The sequence below is a fragment of the Mesorhizobium shangrilense genome, from assembly GCF_040537815.1.
Lineage (GTDB): Bacteria > Pseudomonadota > Alphaproteobacteria > Rhizobiales > Rhizobiaceae > Mesorhizobium > Mesorhizobium shangrilense.
This window is the reverse complement of sequence record NZ_JBEWSZ010000002.1, coordinates 796339-815175: the sequence shown is the minus strand read 5'-3', so window position 1 is coordinate 815175 and position 18837 is coordinate 796339. Positions and strand designations below refer to the sequence as shown.

The following is an 18837-nucleotide window of genomic DNA, read 5'->3' as shown; positions in this document are numbered from 1 at the left end:
AGTCGCCGCCGTTACCTGAACGCAGGAGATGTCCGCTTTAAGGTTGGGCCAAAAGCCCACGGAACGGCCTAGATTGGGCGCAGAGCTGCCGTTCACGTGACCGATTTTCGCTGGCCGCCGGCAATCCAGAACTTCGCGTCGCAACGGCGGCGATCCGCAGGGCCGCCTTGTCCAGGGCGATGCGGATCCACATGCAGCGCATCGTTGGATCGTTCTTCGGCTCCGCCTACGGTGCCGGGCAATTCTACAGCCGCGCGGTCACCGAGGCCCGTGATCTCACCACGAAACTCTCCAACGATACCAGAGGCGAGGACCTAGACCGCCCGGTAGGCTTTGACAGCCGCGCCCAGCGCAAGAGCGAGTTCGCAGCCGACATGGGCCTGCAGGCCTACGTGCTTCGCATGGCAGCCGAAGGTGCCGTCTCGGCTTACGAGGACATCACAGGCGAAACCTAGAAGCCTTACGAACGAACGGTCGAACAGCCCGCCAACTCCGTTGATCAAAAGGCCGCAACGGCCCAGATGGCAGCCTTCGAATAATAGACCGCGGGGCTTCGGCCGCCTTCCTGCAGCGTCCGCAACGCCGTTGCGACCTGGTTCGGAACAAGAAAAAGGGCCGACGGAAACCGTGGCCCATAAAGTGTGAAGGTCATGGACCTCCAGAGGGGGAACAGCTGCACTTAATTTTTGTGCAGTGCAGCTGTGCCTTCGCGGTTGGGTTAACGCGATCCCTCAGCCTGCATCTTTCGCTTCGACAGGCCATTCAAGCCAATCCTACCAGGTGATCAACGGCAACTTATGTAGCCACCGATCCGTGGCGACTTGATCCAGCACGAAGGTCGCAACGTTTTGGCGCGAAATGGAGCCTCCGCGGAACTGGTTCAAGTTCGTGAGCGTCTGGATCGTGGTGCGTCCAGGTTTGTTGTTGAGAACTGAAGGACGGACAATGGTCCAATCCAGATCGCTGCCCTTGATGATTGCCTCCTGACGATTCTTGTCGGCGTAAACCTTGCGCAGGAGCAGAGGGAAGATCAGCTTGTCGAAGAGGAAACCGCCGTGCCCTGCGCTGTCGCCAGCGCCCATACCGGTGATGGCGACGAGACGCGAGACGCGCTCTGCCTTCATTGCGCTGACAAGCGCTCGGGTCGCGGTCGAAAGAAGCGTGACTTCGCGAAATGGGCTTGTGGGTGTGCCGAGCGCGCTAATTACGGCATCGCGACCTTTAACGGCCTGGCGCAACACCTTCTCGTCACGGGCGTCTCCAACGACGATCTTCGCTCCCTTCATGTCTGCGGCCTTTTCAGGCGAGCGCACCAGGAGGGTGACATCGTAGCCGCGGCTGACGGCCTGGCTGACGATATGGCGGCCGGTCGGCCCGGTGGCCCCGAGCACCAGGATATTCGGTACAGCGGCGAAACGTGTTTCAGGGATGGACGTGGTCATGATTGTGCTCCTCTTGAAAGCCGGGCGCCTCTCAGGAGGCCGCCTGTTGGGTTTGATGCTGGTGGTGATCAGAGCCGGCCCTCTGCGAGCAGTCCGCGGGTCCGCTTCAGCGTCGACATCAGGGCCGACTTGTAGCCCTTGTCGCTGTCGAACTGCGTCTGCTCGGCCTGTTCCTCGGTGCCATCAGGCTCCTTGCCGCGCAGGCCGACGTAGCAGTAGAACTTCAGATGCAGGGCTCCGGCCTCATCCTCGAACAACTCGTTGATGATGGTGCCTTCACGGGGGCCGGTGGCCTGGAAGAAGGTGACCTTGCTCTGCGGATCAAGAGTAATAATTTCCCTGATGTCAGAGCCGGCGATGGTGGCTTCGCGCACGAAGTGGGTAGCACTTTCCTCCACGACGTCGCAGCGGGTGCAAAGACCGGGGGGGAGAAAAAGGCGCGCATCGCGCGCCTTCAGCTCCAGGCCTTTCCAGACCTGCCCGCGGGTGAGCTTGGTTTCGCCTTCCGGATTCACCGGGACGGTTGCGGTCGAGTAGATCATGATGATGGTCCTTGTTTGGGAGTGCTCGGCTGTCTGTCTCAGGCAGCGGCTGTGGTTTCCAAGGCGAAGTCGCGATAGGAGCGGAGCGGACGGCCAAGAAGTGTCGTCAGTCGCTCGACGTCGCCACCCTCGGGCAGCATGCCATCGGTCAGAAAGCGTTCGCCCATCATGCGCATGTCGTAGGCCATCCAGGCCGGCATGAACTGCTTGAGGTTCTGCTCGAAGGCTGCCGTGTCGCCACCGCCGTAGTTGATCGGGCGGGCGAGCACGTCCGACCAGATGGCGGCAATATCCGTTCCGGTCAAAGTTTCAGGACCGACCAAGTTGATGCGGTTGACCGGAAGCGGCTGTGCGGCCTGTTCGCGGCGCAGCAGCTCAAAGGCTGCGATCTCCGCAATATCGCGGACGTCAATCATGGCGAGCCCCTTGTCGCCGACCGGCATCGGGTAGACGCCGTAGCCAGTGATGGCATCCTTGATCGTCAGATCGTTCTGGATGAAATAGGCCGGGCGCAGGATGGTGGCGTGAAAGCCCATCTGCTCGATCATCCGCTCGACGCCGAACTTGCCGGCGAAATGCGGTACGTTCACGTAGACGTCCGGGTGGATCACCGAGAGATAGACGATGCGTTCGATGCCAGCCGAGCGGGCAATGTTGAGCGCGATCAAAGCTTGGGTGAATTCGTCGGACACGACGGCATTCAGCAGGAACAGCGTGGATACGCGTTCGAACGCTGTGCGCAGCGAGTCGACATCGAGAAAGTCACCTTTCACGACGGCAACACCCGCCGGGAAATTGGCTTTGGAGGGATCGCGGACGAGAGCGCGGACATCAGCGCCACGGTTGACGAGGTGTTGGATGACTTGGCCGCCGATATTGCCTGTGGCGCCGGTAACGAGAATGGTCATGGGATTTTCTCCGGGTTGGTATTGCTTGACACCCCGAATATGGCTGGTTCACTGTTGGCCCAATAGACTATCAATTTGGACACGGCGTCTCACAGCTGGAACACTTATGGATCTCGTTGCTCTTACCGATTTCAATCTTGTTGCCCGCCATGGCGGCTTTGGCAAAGCGGCCCGCACCACCGGGCGGCCGAAGGCGACCCTGTCCCGACGCGTCACGGAATTGGAGGCTGCGCTCCAGCTTCGGCTTTTCGAACGTGGCACGCGCAACCTCAAACTCACCGAGGAAGGGCGCGCCCTCTATGAGCGGACAGCCGCGCTCCTGACGGAGCTCGATGAAACGGCGGCCGCTATTACCTCGGGTGCCGGAAAGCCGCGTGGCAGGCTGCGGATCAGCTCGCCACTCCTCTTGTCGCAGACCGCCATGGGCAAGATCGCTGCAGGTTTCGCGCTGAAATATCCGGATGTGAGACTCGAAATCACAACGGAAGACCGGGCCGTCGATATGATCGAGGAAGGATATGACCTCGTTATTCGGGTCAATCCCCATCCGGACGAAAGCCTTGTTGGTCGCGCCTTTCTGCATGACCGTCTGGTCGTCGTGGCAAGCCCAGAACTTCCCCGCCCGGCTGGTGATCTGCCGGCGCCGGGCGTCGTGCGCGGAGGCGGCAATCCACAGACCTGGAACGTCATGACCTCCAAAGAGTCTGCGAAGATCAGGATCGAGCCTGTCCTCGTTTTGTCGTCCCTCATCATGGTCCGGGATGCGGTACGGGCAGGCGTTGGCGCTGCACGCCTTCCGATCTCGTTGGTAAGCCACGATCTCGCTGACGGCACTTTGCTGCACTGGGGCGATATAGAGGGTTCAAAGATCGCGCTGTGGGCGCTTTACCCGTCGCGGCGTCTGTTGAGCGCGCGTGTATCTGCCTTTCTGGATTTTCTGAAGCAGGCTTTTCCCAACGGAACGCCCGATGAACTGGCGGCCTACATCGGCAGGTGAGGGACAAAAGTAGCCCGCTCCACTTGAATCGCGCCTGCGTTACCCAGCAGTGTTTACCCGAGAGCGATGAAATTCTGGATTTCAACACTGCAGAAGCCTTGTCAGCGTGAAGAACTGCAGCGGTTAATCGCAGCCGCTTTCTGGGTTCAGCAGTAATCTGATTTCGGGACCAAAAGTCTTTGAAGAGGCAGTCACCGCAGATGGGCGTAGAACCGCGGTGATGTCACTGAGAATTTACGACCGGGCGAGCCCAACCAATCACGAAATAGAAACTACTAGATCCTCCCGCAAATTAAGAAGGTCAGGCGGGAATGGAGGCGCTTCGCGCTGCTTTGAACTGTTGAGCGCTTCCCGCGACGCGTCTTGACGCAGAGGCGGGAAGTCTCCGTATCACACTTGATCCGTCCCGGGCCTACGCCTTGGCGGCGTTCTGTGCAGCCTCGAATACATCGCGTGCGGACGTCGTACCCGCTACGTGCTCCGTGCCCGCGACTCCGAGGTCCATCCATCCCGCGTTCACGGCCTCAGACATTTCTTCGGCAGGTCCGGTGCGGCCCTTCGGGATGCCGAACTGCTCGAACGCTTCCGCCCACCCTGCACGCGGGATTGCAAAGGCTTTCACGTCGAGATTCAGGACTTCACCCAATTGCTCCGCGACTTCATCCGCGGTGACCATCGAACCAATCTCGACGATGCGCTGCCCTGACCACGCTGGCCCGGTCAAAAGGGTTGCGACCTCCGCGCCGATGTCGTTCGTCGCCACCATGGTCGATTTCCGGTTTGTCGGACTGTTGTAGACTGGTAGCGTTCCGCCCTGGGCGACCTGCAGGCCGTAAAGAAAATTTTCGAAGAATCCACCCGCGCGCACAAATGCGATTGGCGAATTCAGGTCTCGAAAAGCTTGCTCCAGAAGCCACAGGGCCGTGATCACCCCGTGCCCGCTGGCTCTGTTCGCACCCATCGACGAAAGCGCAACCACGCGCGGCGGCGCTGCCTTGGCGAGCGCCTCGACATAGTTCGCAATCACGCCCTTTGCTTCTTTGTAATCGGGCGACGGTGCCCAGACAGGGGGCAACATGACGAAGGCGCCTTCGACGCCTTTGAGCGCTTGCTCGATGGCTGCTGAATCATTCCAGTCGCCATCCACCAGTTCCACGCCCTGGTTCGCCCAGCTAGCCGCCTTTTCGCGATTGCGGACGAGTGCGCGTACCTCCTTGCCGTGCGCCAACAGATGTTCTGCCGTTGCGCCGCCAACTTTTCCCGTGATTCCCGTTACTAAAAACATGTGTTTTCTCCTGATGTTGAGGGACAGAGCACTGCCCCTGTTGGTTCAATGGATGAGCGGTAGAATGGCCCGGATTCGGGGATCGCGAACGTAGAGGCCGCCCCATGTCATCGCGCCCAGAAGCATGGAAACGATTTCCGGCGGCGATCCCAACTCACCGATGCGGACATGGGCGCAGATGGCACCTCCCAAGAAGCCCGTCACGAGGATCGCGCCGAGGACGGCGGTGGCCGGGATGGCGTAAAGGATGGCGCAGGCGAGTATGATCGGACCCACGACACGGGCCAGGTCCATCGCGAACCCGGTTTCCTGCAACATGCTCGCGATCTGTGCCGGTGCGAAAAGCTGAATAATGCCGTCCGCCACCAGTGCGATAACAACAAACGCGCTCATTATCCGGCCGGCCCAGAGGGCGCGATGCAAGGTTATGGTTTCAGGCACGTGATGCAGGTTCATAGTTTCGGACATTTGTCATTCTCCGATGGGGGGATCCCATATTCGGAGCTTACTGTGTCTCATAGGTGTGATAAACGCTGGTGAAATGAACTCACTGTTCTCTTTTTGGGAAACAATACCGAGGCACGAAAATGCAGAATCTCGAACCCATCCTCATTTTCATAACTGTCGCGGAAATGGGGAGCTTCACCCGTGCGGCCGATAGCCTGGGCATCCAAAAAGGGAGGGCCTCAACGGCGGTCCGGAAGCTGGAAGAAGATATCGGTGTCAGGCTCCTGCACAGGACGACGCGCAGCGTGCAGTTGACGGAGGACGGACGCGCATTTCATGCGCGTGCCCGCGATCTGCTTGCTGAAGTCGATGATCTGCACTCGATGTTCGCAGGCGATCGCGTGGCACTTCGCGGGCGTTTACGAGTCGATCTTCCGACAGAGGTAGCACGCACAACGATCGTGCCGGCGCTGCCGGATTTCATGGCCAATCACCCCGAGTTGGAGCTGGAGGTTTCGAGTACGGATCGGCAAGTCGATCTGGTTCAAGAGGGGTTCGACTGTGTATTGCGGCTTGGACCCATACGGGACGAGACGCTGATTGCCCGCCCACTGGGCCGATTGCGCATGGTCAACGCTGCCAGTCCCGCCTATCTGGCGCGCTATGGCGTCCCTCGATCGCTGGAAGATCTCCAGCGTCAGGAACATCGGACAATTCATTTTTCGACGATGCTGGGCGCGAGACCCTATGGATGGGAATATCCGGACGGCGACAGCTACGCGACGCTTCAGTTGCCAGGTGCGCTACACGTCAACAGCGCGCAGACCTACGAAGCCGCTGCCCTCGCCGGCATTGGGCTGATCCAGGCGCCACTCCTGGGCATTGGCCGATACTTGGAGAGTGGAGCGCTTGTGGAGATCATCCCCGATTTTCGTCGCCGGGCGCTCGCCGTGTCCCTCGTCGTAGCACATAGGAGCAATCTGTCGCGCCGAGTTCGCGCATTCATGAAATGGATCGAAGATGTGCTGAGGCCGTATCTGGAATAGCGAGGCGAACATCTTCGTCCGGCCTCGAAATCAACATTCTGAAGTTATGTCTGCCGGGGCCGCCCGTCGATTTCCGTGAGAGGCAGCAAACGCGCAATCGAAATGAATGGCCGCTTTCGGGTCGGCTCATTTTGCCCGGAATGGCCGAAATCAGGCGCATTGCTGCCATTCGCAACATGGGAAGCCCGTTGAGCGATCTCAGGGCCGCCGCTTCATCCTGAAGCACGTCCAAGTGCTCGACGAGCAGGTGGGATCGCCGGCGTTCGAAACCGCCGTTCCCATCCTTCGCAGCTCCTCAAGGCCGAGAGGGCAGAACGCGAGGTCAGATCGACGGCTTATCAGCTCAAGACGGCACGCTTTCCAGCCTATCGTGATCTGAACGGCTTCGACTTCTCAAGCAGCGAGGTCACCGAGGCTCTGGTTCGCCAACTCCACCGCTGCGCCTTCCTTGACGAGGCCAACAACATTGTTCTGGTCGGCGGACCCGGCACAGGCAAGACCCACATCGCCACGGCGATCGGCGTGCAAGCGATCGAGCATCGTCACAAGGGCGTTCGCTTCTTCTCGACCGTCGAGTTGGTCAATGCGCTCGAGCAAGAGAAGGCGCAGGGCCGGTCAGGCCAGATTGCCAATCGGCTTGTCCATTCCGATCTCGTGATCCTCGACGAGCTAGGATACCTGCCGTTCAGTGCTTCAGGAGGGGCGTTGCTCTTCCACCTGCTAGCAAACTCTACGAGCGCACCAGCGTCATCATTACCACCAACCTCAGCTTCAGCGAAATGGGCGAGCGTCTTTGGCGACGCCAAGATGACGACCGCGCTGCTCGACCGGCTGACGCATCACTGCCATATCCTCGAAACCGGAAACGACAGCTTCCGCTTCAAAAACAGCTCAGCTCATGAACCGAAAAACACGAAGGAGAAAAACAGGAACTTGATACCACACCAGACCCGAAACATACATAAAGGCGGGTCAAATCTCGGTAGAAATGCCGGGTCAGTTCTCAGTGAAAATCGACAATGATAGCAAATAGAGCGATCGCGGAAGGCCTGATGCCGGCTCGCCGTAGGCCCGTCCGGCAAGGAGCCAACTAGGCTTCCCGTTGATCTTCAGGATGTTTCTCAAACGCTCTGGCAAAAAGGGGGCGACCAAGGGAAATGCAGAAAACGACGTCAATCAGGCCCCTGGCCTGAACATTTTTCCCGGACTAGAATTTTTCATGGGTCGGCAAGCATAGGGAGGCTTTGTTGACCCAGCGACGAATTGACAAGGAGAGGCTGGAGCGAGCCGATCGTGAGTATCGAATTGTGTGCTGGAGGCAGAACGTCAAGAGCGCGAAGCGAAGTCCGCACGTTTGCGGGAGCAGCGCATGTCGATCAAGGCATCCGGGCGCCAAAGCCTGTTAAAGGGATCAAACGTCGGGCGGCGACCAAGAAGCCGGCTCGTAAAATTGTCGAGATCGACTGACGTACTCGTCGTAGCTGCATTTGAAAACGGTGCCCCTGGCTTTGGTGGGTAGCTCTGACCAATTAGATAATGTGTTCTCCACACCGCCTTGGGTGGCAACAATATGCGAAAAGCAGGGTTCACGCTCCGAGTCACTGCCCAATTTGGGTGGTCGAACGTTCGGCGATTGTCGCACCTGTCTGTGCGTCGATCGCTGCCAGGCTGACGTCATAGCCCCAGAGTCTTCGGATGTGGCTCAGCGTTACGTCGCGGCTCCCGTCCTCCAGCATGACCCCGTCCTTCACATTGTGCTGCAGCCGCAAATGCCGGTCGCCGAGAAGATCCACATCCACAACCTGGATATCCGCTCGGCTCGCGCCGATGTCGTAACTACGAGCGAGCGCCGCGCGAATCTTTTCATAGCCGCGCTCATTGTGGATCGCCGCGACTTCGTACTGCGCTTCGCCGGTGGCATCGGCGAGGATAAAAAACCGCCATTTCCGTATGAGCGCTGGGCTCAGATACTGGCGGATGAAGGACTCGTCGCGATAATTGGCCCACGCGTCGAGCAGGGTCTGGCGCCAGTTGCCATTTCCGGCGATATCGGGGAACCAGTCCCTATCCTCCGCGGTCGGCTCCGTCGATATGCGCTGGATGTCCCGCATCATGTCGAGGCCCAAGGCGTAGGGATTGATGCCAGAAAAACGTGGATTGTCGAACGCCCGCTGGAAGGTCACGTTTGAATGGCTGCGCAGAATTTCCAGCATCGCGCCCTCGCTGATCCGGCCCTTGTCGAACAGCATGTTCATGAGTGTGTAGTGCACGAAGGTGGCACAGCCTTCGTTCATCACCTGCGTTTGTCGCTGCGGATAGAAATATTGCGCGATGACGCGGACGATCCTGATGATTTCGCGCTGCCAGGGTTCCAGGACCAGACTGTTCTTTTCCAGAAAATAAAGCAGGTTCTCCTCAGGCAGGTTGAGCATTTTCTTGCGCTCCGTCATGCCGAGGTCCGTTTTCCCGCCCTTGTTTGCATCCTTGGCATGCGGGAGCGTTCGCCATAGGTGATCGTGGGAACGGTCTTCGTAGCCAAGGTGCTCGCGCATGTCTTCGCGCTGCCGTTGCGACGACAGCTTCAGGGGCCGTTGATACCTGAATACGCCCTGTTCCCTCAGTGCGTGGGCGGCGTCGAGGATTGCCTCAACAGCTGCCACGCCGTGTCGCTCCTCGCACCGTGCAATATAGCCCTTCGCGAAGTCTAGATAGCTCAGGATGGCGCCGGCGTCCGTCCATTGCTTGTACAGATGATTGTTCTTGAAAAAATGATTGTGGCCTAGCGCGGCATGGGCCGTCACCAGCGCCTGCAGCGCCATGGTGTTTTCCTCCATCAGGTAGACGATGCAGGGGTTGGAATTGATCACGAGTTCATAAGCGAGCCCGTGCCGACCTTTGCGATACAGCAAATCCTGGTAGAGGAAATGCTTGCCGAAGGACCAGTGGTGGTACATCAGCGGCATGCCCTGCGAGGAATAGGCGTCGAGCATCTGCTGGGACGAGATGATTTCCATCTGCACCGGATAGACATCGAGGTGAAGCTCTTCGATAGCGATCGCCTCGATGGCTTCATAGACACGCGACAGCGTCTTAAAATCCCAGTCTGAACCGGAAAAGAGCAAACTGGATTTACCGGCTTGCATGGCCATCATGCACCCCCCTTAAGCCCTCTTCGGGAGTGCCGGCTGCTTGGCGAAAAGCTGGCGAAAGACGGGATAGATGTCGGCTGGGGTGGCAATGCGGCTCATCTGGAAGTTCAGCCATTTCAGCTTGACGGCGCTGTAGGCGCGCCAGAGCGAGGTCCCATTGTCAGTGGCGCGGAAGATATGGCTCTCTCGTTCGTCGATGATCTCGACATAGGCGAAATACTGGCACAGGCGCATGACCTGGCCGTCCAGCAGAGCTATGCAGCGCTCGGAATCGGTGGCGGAATTGTCGCCGTCCGATGCCTGGGCGGCATAGATATTCCATTCGCGGCTGGGGTAGCGTTCCTCGATGATCCGGCGCATCTCTTCGAGTGCCGTGGAAACCACCGTGCCGCCGCTTTGCGTACAGTAGAAGAACGTTTCCTCGTCCACCTCCTGTGCCTGGTGCGTATGGCGGATGAAGACGAGTTCGGTACGCTCATAGCGGCGTTTCAGGAAGAGGTGCAGCAGCACGAAAAAACGTTTGGCCAGATCCTTGTCACGCTCACCCATGGAACCGGAGACGTCCATGAGACAGAACATGACCGCATTGGTATTCGGCACCGGCCAGGCCTCGAAACGGTTGAAGCGAATGTCGACTGGGTCAATATAGCCTATCCGCTTGCGGCGGCGTTGCAGCCGCTCAAGCTCTTCCTGCAATGCCGCAATGCGCTGGTGCGACGCTGCGCTCGGTGCCCCTGCTTCCAGGGTTGCGAGTTCCTGCACGATCGCATCAAGGTCCTCCTGCTTGGGACGCCGTAGTGCTATGCGACGGCCATGGCTGTTTCGCATCGTGCGCCCGACATTGATGTTGGTGGGGAAGCCGGTTGCTGTGAAGCCTGCTCGACGCGGCTTGAAAGCAAGCATCTGCTTTAGATTGAGCTTCACCATGTCGGGGAGTTCAAGATCCTCGAAAAAAAGATCCAGCACCTCCTCCTGCGAGAGCAGGAAACGAAAATCGTCTTCCGATTCTGCGTTGCCTGGCGATCCTGTGCCACCGACCTGGACAGGCTTCGGGATTCGGTCTCCTGGGATGAAATGCTTGTTGCCGGGCAGAATATACTGACGCCTGCCGCTGTCGTTCGCGTCCGTGAAACTCGGCTCGCCTGTGCCCTTCGTGGGTATCGAGACGACATGCTCCGCATCGACGTCGGCGATCCTGCCGGTGCGGATCTGGTCCCGGATGCTTTGCTTCAACTCTTCGCGTGCGCGAAGCAGGAAGCGCTGGCGGTTGCCGAGGCTCTTGTCTTTCGGATTCAATCGGCGGTCGATAAAGATCGGCATGAAAACACCCCGGGTCGACTTCAACCCGCCTTGTTCACCCGCATGTACCAGTCCACCAATCGGCGGACCTGGCGTTCAGTGTAGCCACGTTCGATCATCCGCTGCACGAACTCGCTATGCCGCTTCTCCGTTACACTGTCCTGCTTGGAGCCGAAGCTGATCACCGGGAGCAGATCCTCGACTTGGCCGAACATCCGCTTCTCAATGACTTCGCGCAGCTTTTCATAGCTGGTCCATGACGGGTTGCGGCCATGGTTTCGTGCCCGCGCGCGCAACGTGAACTTGACAATCTCGTTGCGGAAGTCCTTGGGGTTGCCAATGCCGGCTGGCTTTTCGATTTGTGAGAGTTCGCTGTCCAGCACCTCGCGGTTGAGGATCTGGCCGGTATCAGGGTCCTTGTAGTCCTGATCCTCGATCCACGCATCGGCATACGCGATATAGCGATCGAAAAGGTTCTGGCCATATTCGCTGTAAGATTCCAGATAGGCCTTCTGGATCTCATGACCGATGAACTCGGCATAGCGCGTGGCGAGTTCCGACTTTATGAACTCGATATAGGCCGCCTCCATTTCCTTCGAGAACTGCTCACGCTTTATGGCGTCCTCCAGAATGTACATCAAATGCACCGGGTCGGCGGCCACTTCCTTGGTGTCGTAGTTGAATGTTTGCGACAGGATCTTGAAGGCGAAGCGCGTGCTGACGCCGGTCATACCCTCATCGACCCCGGCGGCGTCGCGATATTCCTGAATTGACTTCGCCTTGGGATCAGTTTCCTTAAGGTTCTCGCCGTCATAGATGCGCATCTTCGTATGGAGCGGCGAGTTGTCGTGCTTGGCCAAACGGGTCGAGACAGTGAACCGGCTGAGAATGTCCAGCACTTCCGGAGCGCATGGACTGGCGGCCAAGTCACTTTCGCGCAGCAATTTCTCGTAGATCTGCCTCTCCTCGGTAATCCGCAGGCAATACGGAACCTTAACCACGAGGATTCGATCAAGGAATGCCTCGTTGTTCTTGTTGTTCTTGAACTGGAGCCATTCCGATTCGTTGGAATGGGCCACGATGATCCCTTGATAGGGGAAAGCTCCAAAATTTTCGGTACCGTTGTAACTGCCTTCCTGGGTCGCGGACAGTAGCGGGTGCAAGACCTTGATCGGCGCTTTGAACATCTCGACGAACTCAAGCAATCCTTGCGTCGTTCGGTTCAGCCCGCCGCTATAGGAATAGGCGTCCGGATCGGACTGACTGAAATTCTCCAGCTGTCTTATGTCGACTTTGCCGACCAGAGCCGAAACATCTTGATTGTTTTCATCGCCGGGCTCGGTCTTGGCGATGCCGATCTGGCGAAGCCGTGAAGGCATCAGCCTCACAACGCTGAACTTGGAAATGTCGCCCGACAACTCGTCCAGGCGCTTGGCTGCCCAGGGTGAGATGAGTCCATTCAGCCGGCGGCGCGCAATTCCGTATTTATCCTCCAGCAGATCGCCCATGCGGTCGGGGTGGAAGAGCCCCAACGGTGATTCGAAAACCGGACTGATCTGATTGCCGACCTTCAGCGTGTAGATCGGACGCTCCTCCATCAGTTTCTTCAGTCGTTCGGCCAACGAGGATTTGCCTCCACCGACTGGCCCGAGAAGATAGAGGATCTGCTTGCGTTCCTCGAGCCCTTGAGAGGCATACCGGAAATATCCGGCGATGCGCTCGATCGTATCCTCCATGCCATAAAAATCGGCAAAGGTGGGATACACCTTGATTGTCCTGTTCGAGAAAATGCGGCCGAGCCGCGCGTCCATACTGGTGTCAACCAGGGTGGGTTCGCCGATCGCCTCCACCATGCGTTCGGGCGCCGAGGCATACATCGACTTGTTGTCACGGCAGGCAAGAAGGTACTGCTGGACGCTTATCTCCTCCTGCGCCGTATTCGCATAAATCTCTGAAAAAAGATCGAAGACATCGGAGTGATTCTCGCGCATGGCGTCCTCGCCCAAGCCGATAAAGTTCCCTGCCATATTCAACTGTTAGGATGCCCTTATGGTTCCCTTCAATTTCACGGAGAGCGCCTGCGATCAGATGACGGCGAGAGCTGCACTTGCTCAAGCAAAACGTCGAGAAGCGATCTGCTGCCGAGATGGACAAAGCAAACCGAAAAAAGTGCAATTGGGACGACAACATCGTGCTGAAAACGTCGCTCTTGAGGGGCCTGGCCCGATTATGTCCCGCTCTGCTCGACTTACCTCTCATAGCGACGAAATGGGCACCGCAAGGCCTCGACCGAAACTCAAAGCACCCGCCCGGCCGAAATGAAATCAAAACGACAGATTCTCCTTCGCTAGGCTGTAGACTCATAAGCGCGAAGCCACAGTCGCTTTGAAGCGAGTTGGACCAAGGCGAGGAAGTTGGCGGCGAGCTTGTCGTAGCGGGTGGCGACGCGGCGGAAGTTCTTCAGCTTGGAGAAGAAGCGCTCGATCAGGTTACGTTCGCGATAGAGCCGCTCGCTGAAGCAGGGTTTCGAACGCCGGTTGCTCTTCGGCGGGATGTTGGGCGTAGACCCTGGTCCTCGATCAACTCGCGGATGCGGTCGGCATCATAGGCGTTGTCCGCAAGCACGATGGTGCGCGGGGCGAGGTGATCCAGCAGGCGGTCTGCGATCTGCCCGTCGGCGAATGTCTGGGATAATTTTCTGGGTGCTGTGGCTCGCCGGCGATTACTGGCCATCGCTCGCAGCGTTCAGGCTGTTCCATTCAATCGGAGCCCGCGAACATTTCAAAAATGCTTTAGCCCGCTGGACCAGTTCCATACAAATCTGCCGCATTTGTCCCCGCCCACACAGAGAACCGCGATTATCCGCTCTTCCGTAAACCGCTTTCTTTTCATCAGTTCGTCCTTCAACCGAGAGCCGGACTCTAATCTCTGATGGGAAAACTACCCGTGGCGGGTCAGCTGTGTTGGACGGCGGCCTTGAATTCGATAGGCGTTAACGACAAAGGAGGTCTGCATGCAAAGTCCGTAGCCTTCAGCTCGACGAAATCACACCAGTGAAACGCTCTGTCGACGCTCCCCTTTCGCCGCCGAAAGCCCTTGAGTTCCTCGCCGAGCGCCGGTGTTTTGTCTCCGCGCTAGACATTGAGGGTCCGCTCTGCGCGCCTTACAATTCTTAATCGATTTCTCGGCTCTCACCTTTGAACCCCGGTCAGTCCGGATTCGACGTTTAACGAGCGCTCAGCGCCGCGGCGCGATCGAGGGCGGCGCCAAGACCTTTCAGAGAGACGGGAAAGCTCATTTTGGTATCCGCCGCCGTCGTGACGTTGAGCTTCAGTACGGCACCTGCCTTCAGTTTCTGCATGAGGGCCCGATCAACCGGAAACAACGCAATGCATCCGTTCGGCAAGCAGGTCCGGAACGGCAATCGGGCCAACATCGGCGCGTCGTCTATCTGAGCCGAGACGCCGGGTTCGAACAGGATGCCGAACGGCAGGAGCAGGGTTCCGCCCAGGCCACCGCTGGGACTCGTGCGCAATTCCACAGCTAGAAGCCTTTGGCCGTTTTGTTGCGCCTGATCCTGCGAGACCGTGCAGACCCGAGCGTTCTCCTGGATAGTGCAGGCCAGCCGCCAATCCTGGTAGGTTTCCTGGAGCGATGATGCGCCGTTGGGAAGCGTGGCCGCCTGCTGCTGGGCCGCGGCAGCCGACACCCACGAAGCCATGACCACGGCGCAAACAGTGACAACCTTCAAAGAAACAGGGCTGAGATCGAGCAATGACTGCGACTTTCTTCTTCCGGGTTCAGCGCGCCGTCGAACGGGCACCGTTCAACTGCCTGATGGAGGCTGCTATGTGCAGACCCATTCGCGGATCTTGCATTTGCCCCCTGCCGTCTCGCAGGCCTGCAGGGCGAGGTCTTCGGCTTCCCTACGGGTCTGGGCGGACTTTGCCCCCCAGGGCGTCAGTCGGTCCGTTGCCCTCTCCCCCACGGCCAGGGCACCACAGTGATTGTAAGGAAAGCCGGTCTGGTCGTCGTCATTCCAATGGCGATGATTACGGAACACGGCGACGACAGAGCAGTTTTGTCCGCCCGCGTTATCGCAATGCTTGAGGGCGATATCCATTGCCTCCTGCCGCTTGTCGGCGCCCCAGAAGAAGCCGTGCCTGGCATCGGTGCTGGAATAGGCGATCGCCGCCCATATCCCTTTTTCCTCATGCGGTGGCGGAGCGGGCGGTTCCGGCGGTCCTTCCGACAGATCGGCGGAGATAACTTGCCCGGTCCACAGCAGGGCAATGCCGAGAACTGCCGCCACAAATCCTGATCTCATAGTCAGCAATCCTCCGCGGAAGCCATCGCCATCAGCTTCGCGTCCTCACTTCGCCGCCGATGCGACGGAAATCACCACACAGCTGTTGCCGGTCGGCAAGAGAAGGGCTTCACCCGTGTTCCCGCCAAGCTCGTATACCTCGACCTGCCCAAGGTGGTCGGTGATCTTGCTGCCTTGCGGAAGAACGGAGGGAATGTCGGCACATGGGCTAGCGAACGGCGCCACCCGCACCATCGCCCCCTCGCAACCCGAAGCGGTGGGCGATGCGAAAACGACGCCGGCGGCCGGCCCGCTATAGCGTTCCGTCGCATAATCCATGCCGACAAAGGCCTGAACCGCATGCTTGTCGGCAGCCTGGTCGTTCCACAACGATTTGACGCTGTATTTCGTGCCGGTCGTCAAAAGCTGTCCGAGCACCGGAAAGACAGTCGAACAGGCCTGAACCCCGGCTTGCTTGACGTGCTGGAGGAAAGGCGTGTCCGGAAGCGCTGGGGCCGCCGTCTCGGACTGCGCAGCCGTCGCGCTGCCGACCAGATTGGCGATCGCGGCATAGTTCCCGGCGGCGAAGCCGAGGCCTGCTACAACCAGCCCCAAAAGCGAAAATCCGATGACGCGTGGCCACCGCCGCGCGGGTTCCACGAGCCTGTCCCGATCCGGCTCGACGGTCGGGCTGCTGCGTTTTGCGGACATGAACTGGTCCTGCTGGCTCATTGTGCTGCCTCGGTTACTTGACTGGCGAAAGGGCCTCTGACAGCCCCTTGAGGGTTGCGATCACCGTGATCGTCTGACCGTCGACGGTCGAGTAGGAGATCGCCGACGTCGCATTCTGCGAGATTTGCTGGCGCATGACGGGCCCGACCGGCAACATGCCGACACAGACCATTTCGTTGCAGCCGTTCAGGTGAACGTCGATCGCCTGGTTCCGTCCATCGAACTTCAGCGACACCAGGCCGTCGCTCCTGGCGTTCGGCGCGGTGCGCACGATCATGTACGGCTTGCCGTCCTGAGTGGCGGCAAGCGACCAGCTGAAGGCCATCTTGCCGGAGATGTCCTCGATCACCTGCGAGACATTGCAGACCTTCTTGCGGGCTTTGAGGTTCTCGTCGCAGATCAGTGTCCAATTCTCGAAAGGGCGGATGGTACGCTGGTAGTCACCGAGCTTCACCTCGGGCGGCAGCACCACATCCGAAGGCTTGATCCTGTACGGCGAGGCAACCTGCCCGACGGCCGGTGCGAGACCGCCGCAGAGCGCCAGGCAAGTCAGTGCGGCAAGTCCTTTCATTCCTGCCTCAGTTCAAGGTGAAGCTGATGCCGGCGCCGACGCCGACGTTTCCGCCCGCGGCCGTACCAGACACATTGCCGCGGATGCGGCCGTCCTCACTGGTGTAGCCCGCGCCAAAGGCGAAGGCGCCGGCGTCCCGCCAGAAGCCGCCACCGGCCGCAACACTTAGCTTTCCGGGCCGGTCATCGTAACGCAGCGAGGCGGCGGCAAGCCCGATCGCCGCCGCCTGGCGGGCTTCGTCGCGTATGCCGCTGATGTCCGTATTGAGCTGGCTGAGCTTCTGGTCGGTGTAGTTATTGGCTTGTTGCAGGGTCGTGGCGGCCACCTTGTCGGTATAGGTGTTGGACGTGCTGATGGCATAATCCACGCGGTTGTTCAGTTGGTTGACGTTGACCGCGTCGGTGCCGGCAACACCGGGGCCGACATTGGAGATGACGACCGGCGCGTTGACGTCGCCGCCCTGAAGCGTGATGCTGTTCTTCTTGCTGCCGTCCGGATTGGTGTCATAGACGACAGCATTCTGGGTGAGCGATCCGAGGCCCGATTTCAAATCCTCGACCGCCGTGTTGGTGGCGTAGAGCTGCGAGCCGTTTATCGCATCGGTGCTGCCGGCGTTGATCTGTCCGGCGGCGACATTGGTGATCGTCCGCTCGGCGCCGGCACCGCCGACACTGACGGTCCCGATCGGGGTGGTGCCAGCAAAGGCGTAGGTCTTGCCGTTGATGACGGTGCTTGGTGTGCCGACCGCAGTCTGGGTCACCGAGCCCGAACCGAGCGCCACATCGTTGGCGTTGTTGGCTTTGGCGCCCTGGCCGAGCGCCACCGCACCTTGCCCCGTGGCCGTCGAGCCATTGCCGGCGGCAAGGCTGTTGGTGCCGCTCGCCACGCTGGCCGGCCCGATCGCGACGCTGTCGGTACCGCTGGCGGTAGAGTCGGCCAGCGTCGAATTGGCGTGGAAATACTTGATGCCGCCGCCATTCGAGATGTTGGTCAGGGCATTGTTGACGGCCGTGAAGCCGTCATAGACGGTCGAGTAGTTGTTGCCCTGGATGGTGTATGTCGGTCCGGTGATCGATCCGTCTGGGTTGACCGTAGTGCTGCCGCCGAACAGGTTGGCGACATTTTGCGACACGCCCCGAAGCTGGGAGACATTGACGGCGTCGGTATTGGCCGAGCCCGCCGCGACATTGGTAAGCTTGCGTTGGGCCCCGGCGGAGCCGATCGACACCTCGCCGGCCGAGGTTTGTGGGCTTGCCAGCGCATAGGCCGTGTAGTTCGCCTGCGCACCGACAGTGGTGATGGATTGTGCACCGAGCGCCACGCTGTTGGCGAAGGTACTGTTGGCGCCAGCGCCGAGCGCCACCGACTGGACGCCGGCAGCGGTCGAATTGGTGCCGAGCGCCAGGCCGTCGGCCAGCATCACATGGGCGTTCTGGCCGATGGCCGTTCCGCCGGGCGCGGTCTGGTCGACGATGGCGCCATTGCCGATGCCGACGCCATTGTCGCCGTTGACCACCGTGGTCGGGCCGATCGCGACCGACTCGGCGCCCACCGCCAGCGAATCGCCGGCCGCCGAATTGGCATGGAAATACTTGGTCGGGGTCGTCGCGACCGAGGCGATCGCCCCCTGCAGCTGGCGGACGGTGACGGCATCCTGCGCCTGCGTGCCGTCAGCCACGTTGGTGATCTGGCGGTAGGAGGTGCTGGTGCCGACTGACACGGCGCCGAGCAACGTCTTGTCGGTGGTGTTGTACTGGATGAAGTTGGAAGGACCGGCGGCAATCTGGCCGGTGGCCGGCGCCAATGCGCGATCGGAAACCGAGCCGGAACCGAGGGCCACGCTGCCATCGATGCTGGCCTGGCTGTCGCGGCCGAGAGCCAGTCCGCTGACACCGGTCGCTGTCGCCTGGTAGCCGACAGCGGTGGAGCCGACACCTTGAGCGAAGGAATCGGTTTGCGCCAGTCCAGTCTCGTTGGTGCGGGCGTAGCGGATGCCCACACCATTGGCGTCGGTATAGGCGGTCGATGTATCGCCGGCGATGTTGTTGATCGTGTTGCCAAGATTGGTCACCGAACCGCCGATCGTGTTGAGCGTGGTGCCGATGGCGTCGAC

16 protein-coding genes and 2 pseudogenes are annotated in these 18837 nt (G+C 59.6%); 4 read left to right on the top strand and 14 right to left on the bottom strand.

Going from position 1 to position 18837, the window contains the following annotated elements; all coding sequences use genetic code 11:
- Positions 1–173 precede the first annotated feature (173 nt).
- A pseudogene (locus ABVQ20_RS28630) lies at positions 174–539 on the top strand (hypothetical protein); the annotation flags it as partial.
- A 234-nt stretch (positions 540–773) separates the two neighbouring features.
- Here the strand turns inward: ABVQ20_RS28630 and ABVQ20_RS28625 are convergent.
- The 3 genes from ABVQ20_RS28625 to ABVQ20_RS28615 form a co-directional block, all read right to left on the bottom strand.
- Positions 774–1442, bottom strand: a complete 669-nt coding sequence (locus tag ABVQ20_RS28625; RefSeq protein ID WP_354463029.1) for an NAD(P)-dependent oxidoreductase — start codon at positions 1440–1442, stop codon at positions 774–776.
- A 68-nt stretch (positions 1443–1510) separates the two neighbouring features.
- Positions 1511–1984 (bottom strand): SRPBCC family protein, encoded by a 474-nt coding sequence (locus ABVQ20_RS28620; RefSeq protein ID WP_354463027.1) that lies wholly within the window; start codon positions 1982–1984, stop codon positions 1511–1513.
- Positions 1985–2022: 38 nt separating this feature from the next.
- Positions 2023–2892, bottom strand: a complete 870-nt coding sequence (locus ABVQ20_RS28615; RefSeq protein ID WP_354463026.1) for an SDR family oxidoreductase — start codon at positions 2890–2892, stop codon at positions 2023–2025.
- A gap of 106 nt (positions 2893–2998) precedes the next feature.
- Between ABVQ20_RS28615 and ABVQ20_RS28610 the strand changes: the two genes are divergently transcribed.
- Positions 2999–3889: a LysR family transcriptional regulator gene (locus ABVQ20_RS28610; RefSeq protein ID WP_354463164.1), complete on the top strand. Its 891-nt coding sequence runs from the start codon at positions 2999–3001 to the stop codon at positions 3887–3889.
- A gap of 412 nt (positions 3890–4301) precedes the next feature.
- Here ABVQ20_RS28610 and ABVQ20_RS28605 read toward each other — a convergent pair whose 3' ends face one another.
- Both ABVQ20_RS28605 and ABVQ20_RS28600 read right to left on the bottom strand, forming a co-directional pair.
- On the bottom strand, positions 4302–5174 hold the full coding sequence (locus ABVQ20_RS28605) for an NmrA family NAD(P)-binding protein (RefSeq protein ID WP_354463024.1): 873 nt from the start codon (positions 5172–5174) through the stop codon (positions 4302–4304).
- A 45-nt stretch (positions 5175–5219) separates the two neighbouring features.
- Positions 5220–5642, bottom strand: coding sequence for a DoxX family protein (locus ABVQ20_RS28600; RefSeq protein WP_354463023.1), 423 nt, complete (start codon positions 5640–5642; stop codon positions 5220–5222).
- A 119-nt stretch (positions 5643–5761) separates the two neighbouring features.
- Between ABVQ20_RS28600 and ABVQ20_RS28595 the strand changes: the two genes are divergently transcribed.
- Both ABVQ20_RS28595 and istB read left to right on the top strand, forming a co-directional pair.
- On the top strand, positions 5762–6667 hold the full coding sequence (locus ABVQ20_RS28595) for a LysR family transcriptional regulator (RefSeq protein ID WP_354463022.1): 906 nt from the start codon (positions 5762–5764) through the stop codon (positions 6665–6667).
- A 195-nt stretch (positions 6668–6862) separates the two neighbouring features.
- Positions 6863–7690 carry an IS21-like element helper ATPase IstB gene (gene istB, locus ABVQ20_RS28590; protein WP_354463163.1) on the top strand — a complete coding sequence of 276 codons (828 nt, stop codon included), beginning with the start codon at positions 6863–6865 and terminating at the stop codon, positions 7688–7690.
- 575 nt (positions 7691–8265) lie between these two features.
- Here istB and ABVQ20_RS28585 read toward each other — a convergent pair.
- From ABVQ20_RS28585 to ABVQ20_RS28545, 9 genes and pseudogenes are all read right to left on the bottom strand, one after another.
- A complete protein-coding gene (locus ABVQ20_RS28585) occupies positions 8266–9816 on the bottom strand; it encodes a SpoVR family protein (RefSeq protein WP_354463162.1) in 1551 nt (516 codons plus the stop codon).
- A gap of 12 nt (positions 9817–9828) precedes the next feature.
- Positions 9829–11136: a YeaH/YhbH family protein gene (locus ABVQ20_RS28580; RefSeq protein ID WP_354463021.1), complete on the bottom strand. Its 1308-nt coding sequence runs from the start codon at positions 11134–11136 to the stop codon at positions 9829–9831.
- A gap of 20 nt (positions 11137–11156) precedes the next feature.
- Positions 11157–13106, bottom strand: a complete 1950-nt coding sequence (locus tag ABVQ20_RS28575; RefSeq protein ID WP_354463161.1) for a PrkA family serine protein kinase — start codon at positions 13104–13106, stop codon at positions 11157–11159.
- A gap of 356 nt (positions 13107–13462) precedes the next feature.
- Positions 13463–13740: pseudogene (locus ABVQ20_RS28570) on the bottom strand (transposase); the annotation flags it as partial.
- A gap of 601 nt (positions 13741–14341) precedes the next feature.
- A complete protein-coding gene (locus tag ABVQ20_RS28565; protein WP_354463160.1) occupies positions 14342–14836 on the bottom strand; it encodes an invasion associated locus B family protein in 495 nt (164 codons plus the stop codon).
- A gap of 126 nt (positions 14837–14962) precedes the next feature.
- The gene (locus ABVQ20_RS28560) at positions 14963–15442 is read right to left on the bottom strand and encodes a DUF4189 domain-containing protein (RefSeq protein WP_354463019.1); all 480 of its coding nucleotides are present in this window, start codon (positions 15440–15442) and stop codon (positions 14963–14965) included.
- Between the two features lie 45 nt (positions 15443–15487).
- Complete coding sequence (locus ABVQ20_RS28555) at positions 15488–16153, bottom strand: hypothetical protein (protein WP_354463018.1); 666 nt, start codon at positions 16151–16153, stop codon at positions 15488–15490.
- A 13-nt stretch (positions 16154–16166) separates the two neighbouring features.
- Positions 16167–16724 carry an invasion associated locus B family protein gene (locus ABVQ20_RS28550; protein WP_354463017.1) on the bottom strand — a complete coding sequence of 186 codons (558 nt, stop codon included), beginning with the start codon at positions 16722–16724 and terminating at the stop codon, positions 16167–16169.
- A gap of 7 nt (positions 16725–16731) precedes the next feature.
- Positions 16732–18837, bottom strand: a 2106-nt coding sequence (locus ABVQ20_RS28545; protein ID WP_354463015.1) for a YadA-like family protein, incomplete at its 5' end; no start/stop codon positions are given.

Coding starts and splice junctions, on each gene's coding strand:
- ABVQ20_RS28625 (WP_354463029.1), bottom strand. CDS start 1,442: ATGACCACGTCCATCCCTGAAACACGTTTCGCCGCTGTACCGAATATC.
- ABVQ20_RS28620 (WP_354463027.1), bottom strand. CDS start 1,984: ATGATCTACTCGACCGCAACCGTCCCGGTGAATCCGGAAGGCGAAACC.
- ABVQ20_RS28615 (WP_354463026.1), bottom strand. CDS start 2,892: ATGACCATTCTCGTTACCGGCGCCACAGGCAATATCGGCGGCCAAGTC.
- ABVQ20_RS28610 (WP_354463164.1), top strand. CDS start 2,999: ATGGATCTCGTTGCTCTTACCGATTTCAATCTTGTTGCCCGCCATGGC.
- ABVQ20_RS28605 (WP_354463024.1), bottom strand. CDS start 5,174: ATGTTTTTAGTAACGGGAATCACGGGAAAAGTTGGCGGCGCAACGGCA.
- ABVQ20_RS28600 (WP_354463023.1), bottom strand. CDS start 5,642: ATGTCCGAAACTATGAACCTGCATCACGTGCCTGAAACCATAACCTTG.
- ABVQ20_RS28595 (WP_354463022.1), top strand. CDS start 5,762: ATGCAGAATCTCGAACCCATCCTCATTTTCATAACTGTCGCGGAAATG.
- ABVQ20_RS28585 (WP_354463162.1), bottom strand. CDS start 9,816: ATGGCCATGCAAGCCGGTAAATCCAGTTTGCTCTTTTCCGGTTCAGAC.
- ABVQ20_RS28580 (WP_354463021.1), bottom strand. CDS start 11,136: ATGCCGATCTTTATCGACCGCCGATTGAATCCGAAAGACAAGAGCCTC.
- ABVQ20_RS28575 (WP_354463161.1), bottom strand. CDS start 13,106: ATGCGCGAGAATCACTCCGATGTCTTCGATCTTTTTTCAGAGATTTAT.
- ABVQ20_RS28565 (WP_354463160.1), bottom strand. CDS start 14,836: ATGGCTTCGTGGGTGTCGGCTGCCGCGGCCCAGCAGCAGGCGGCCACG.
- ABVQ20_RS28560 (WP_354463019.1), bottom strand. CDS start 15,442: ATGAGATCAGGATTTGTGGCGGCAGTTCTCGGCATTGCCCTGCTGTGG.
- ABVQ20_RS28555 (WP_354463018.1), bottom strand. CDS start 16,153: ATGAGCCAGCAGGACCAGTTCATGTCCGCAAAACGCAGCAGCCCGACC.
- ABVQ20_RS28550 (WP_354463017.1), bottom strand. CDS start 16,724: ATGAAAGGACTTGCCGCACTGACTTGCCTGGCGCTCTGCGGCGGTCTC.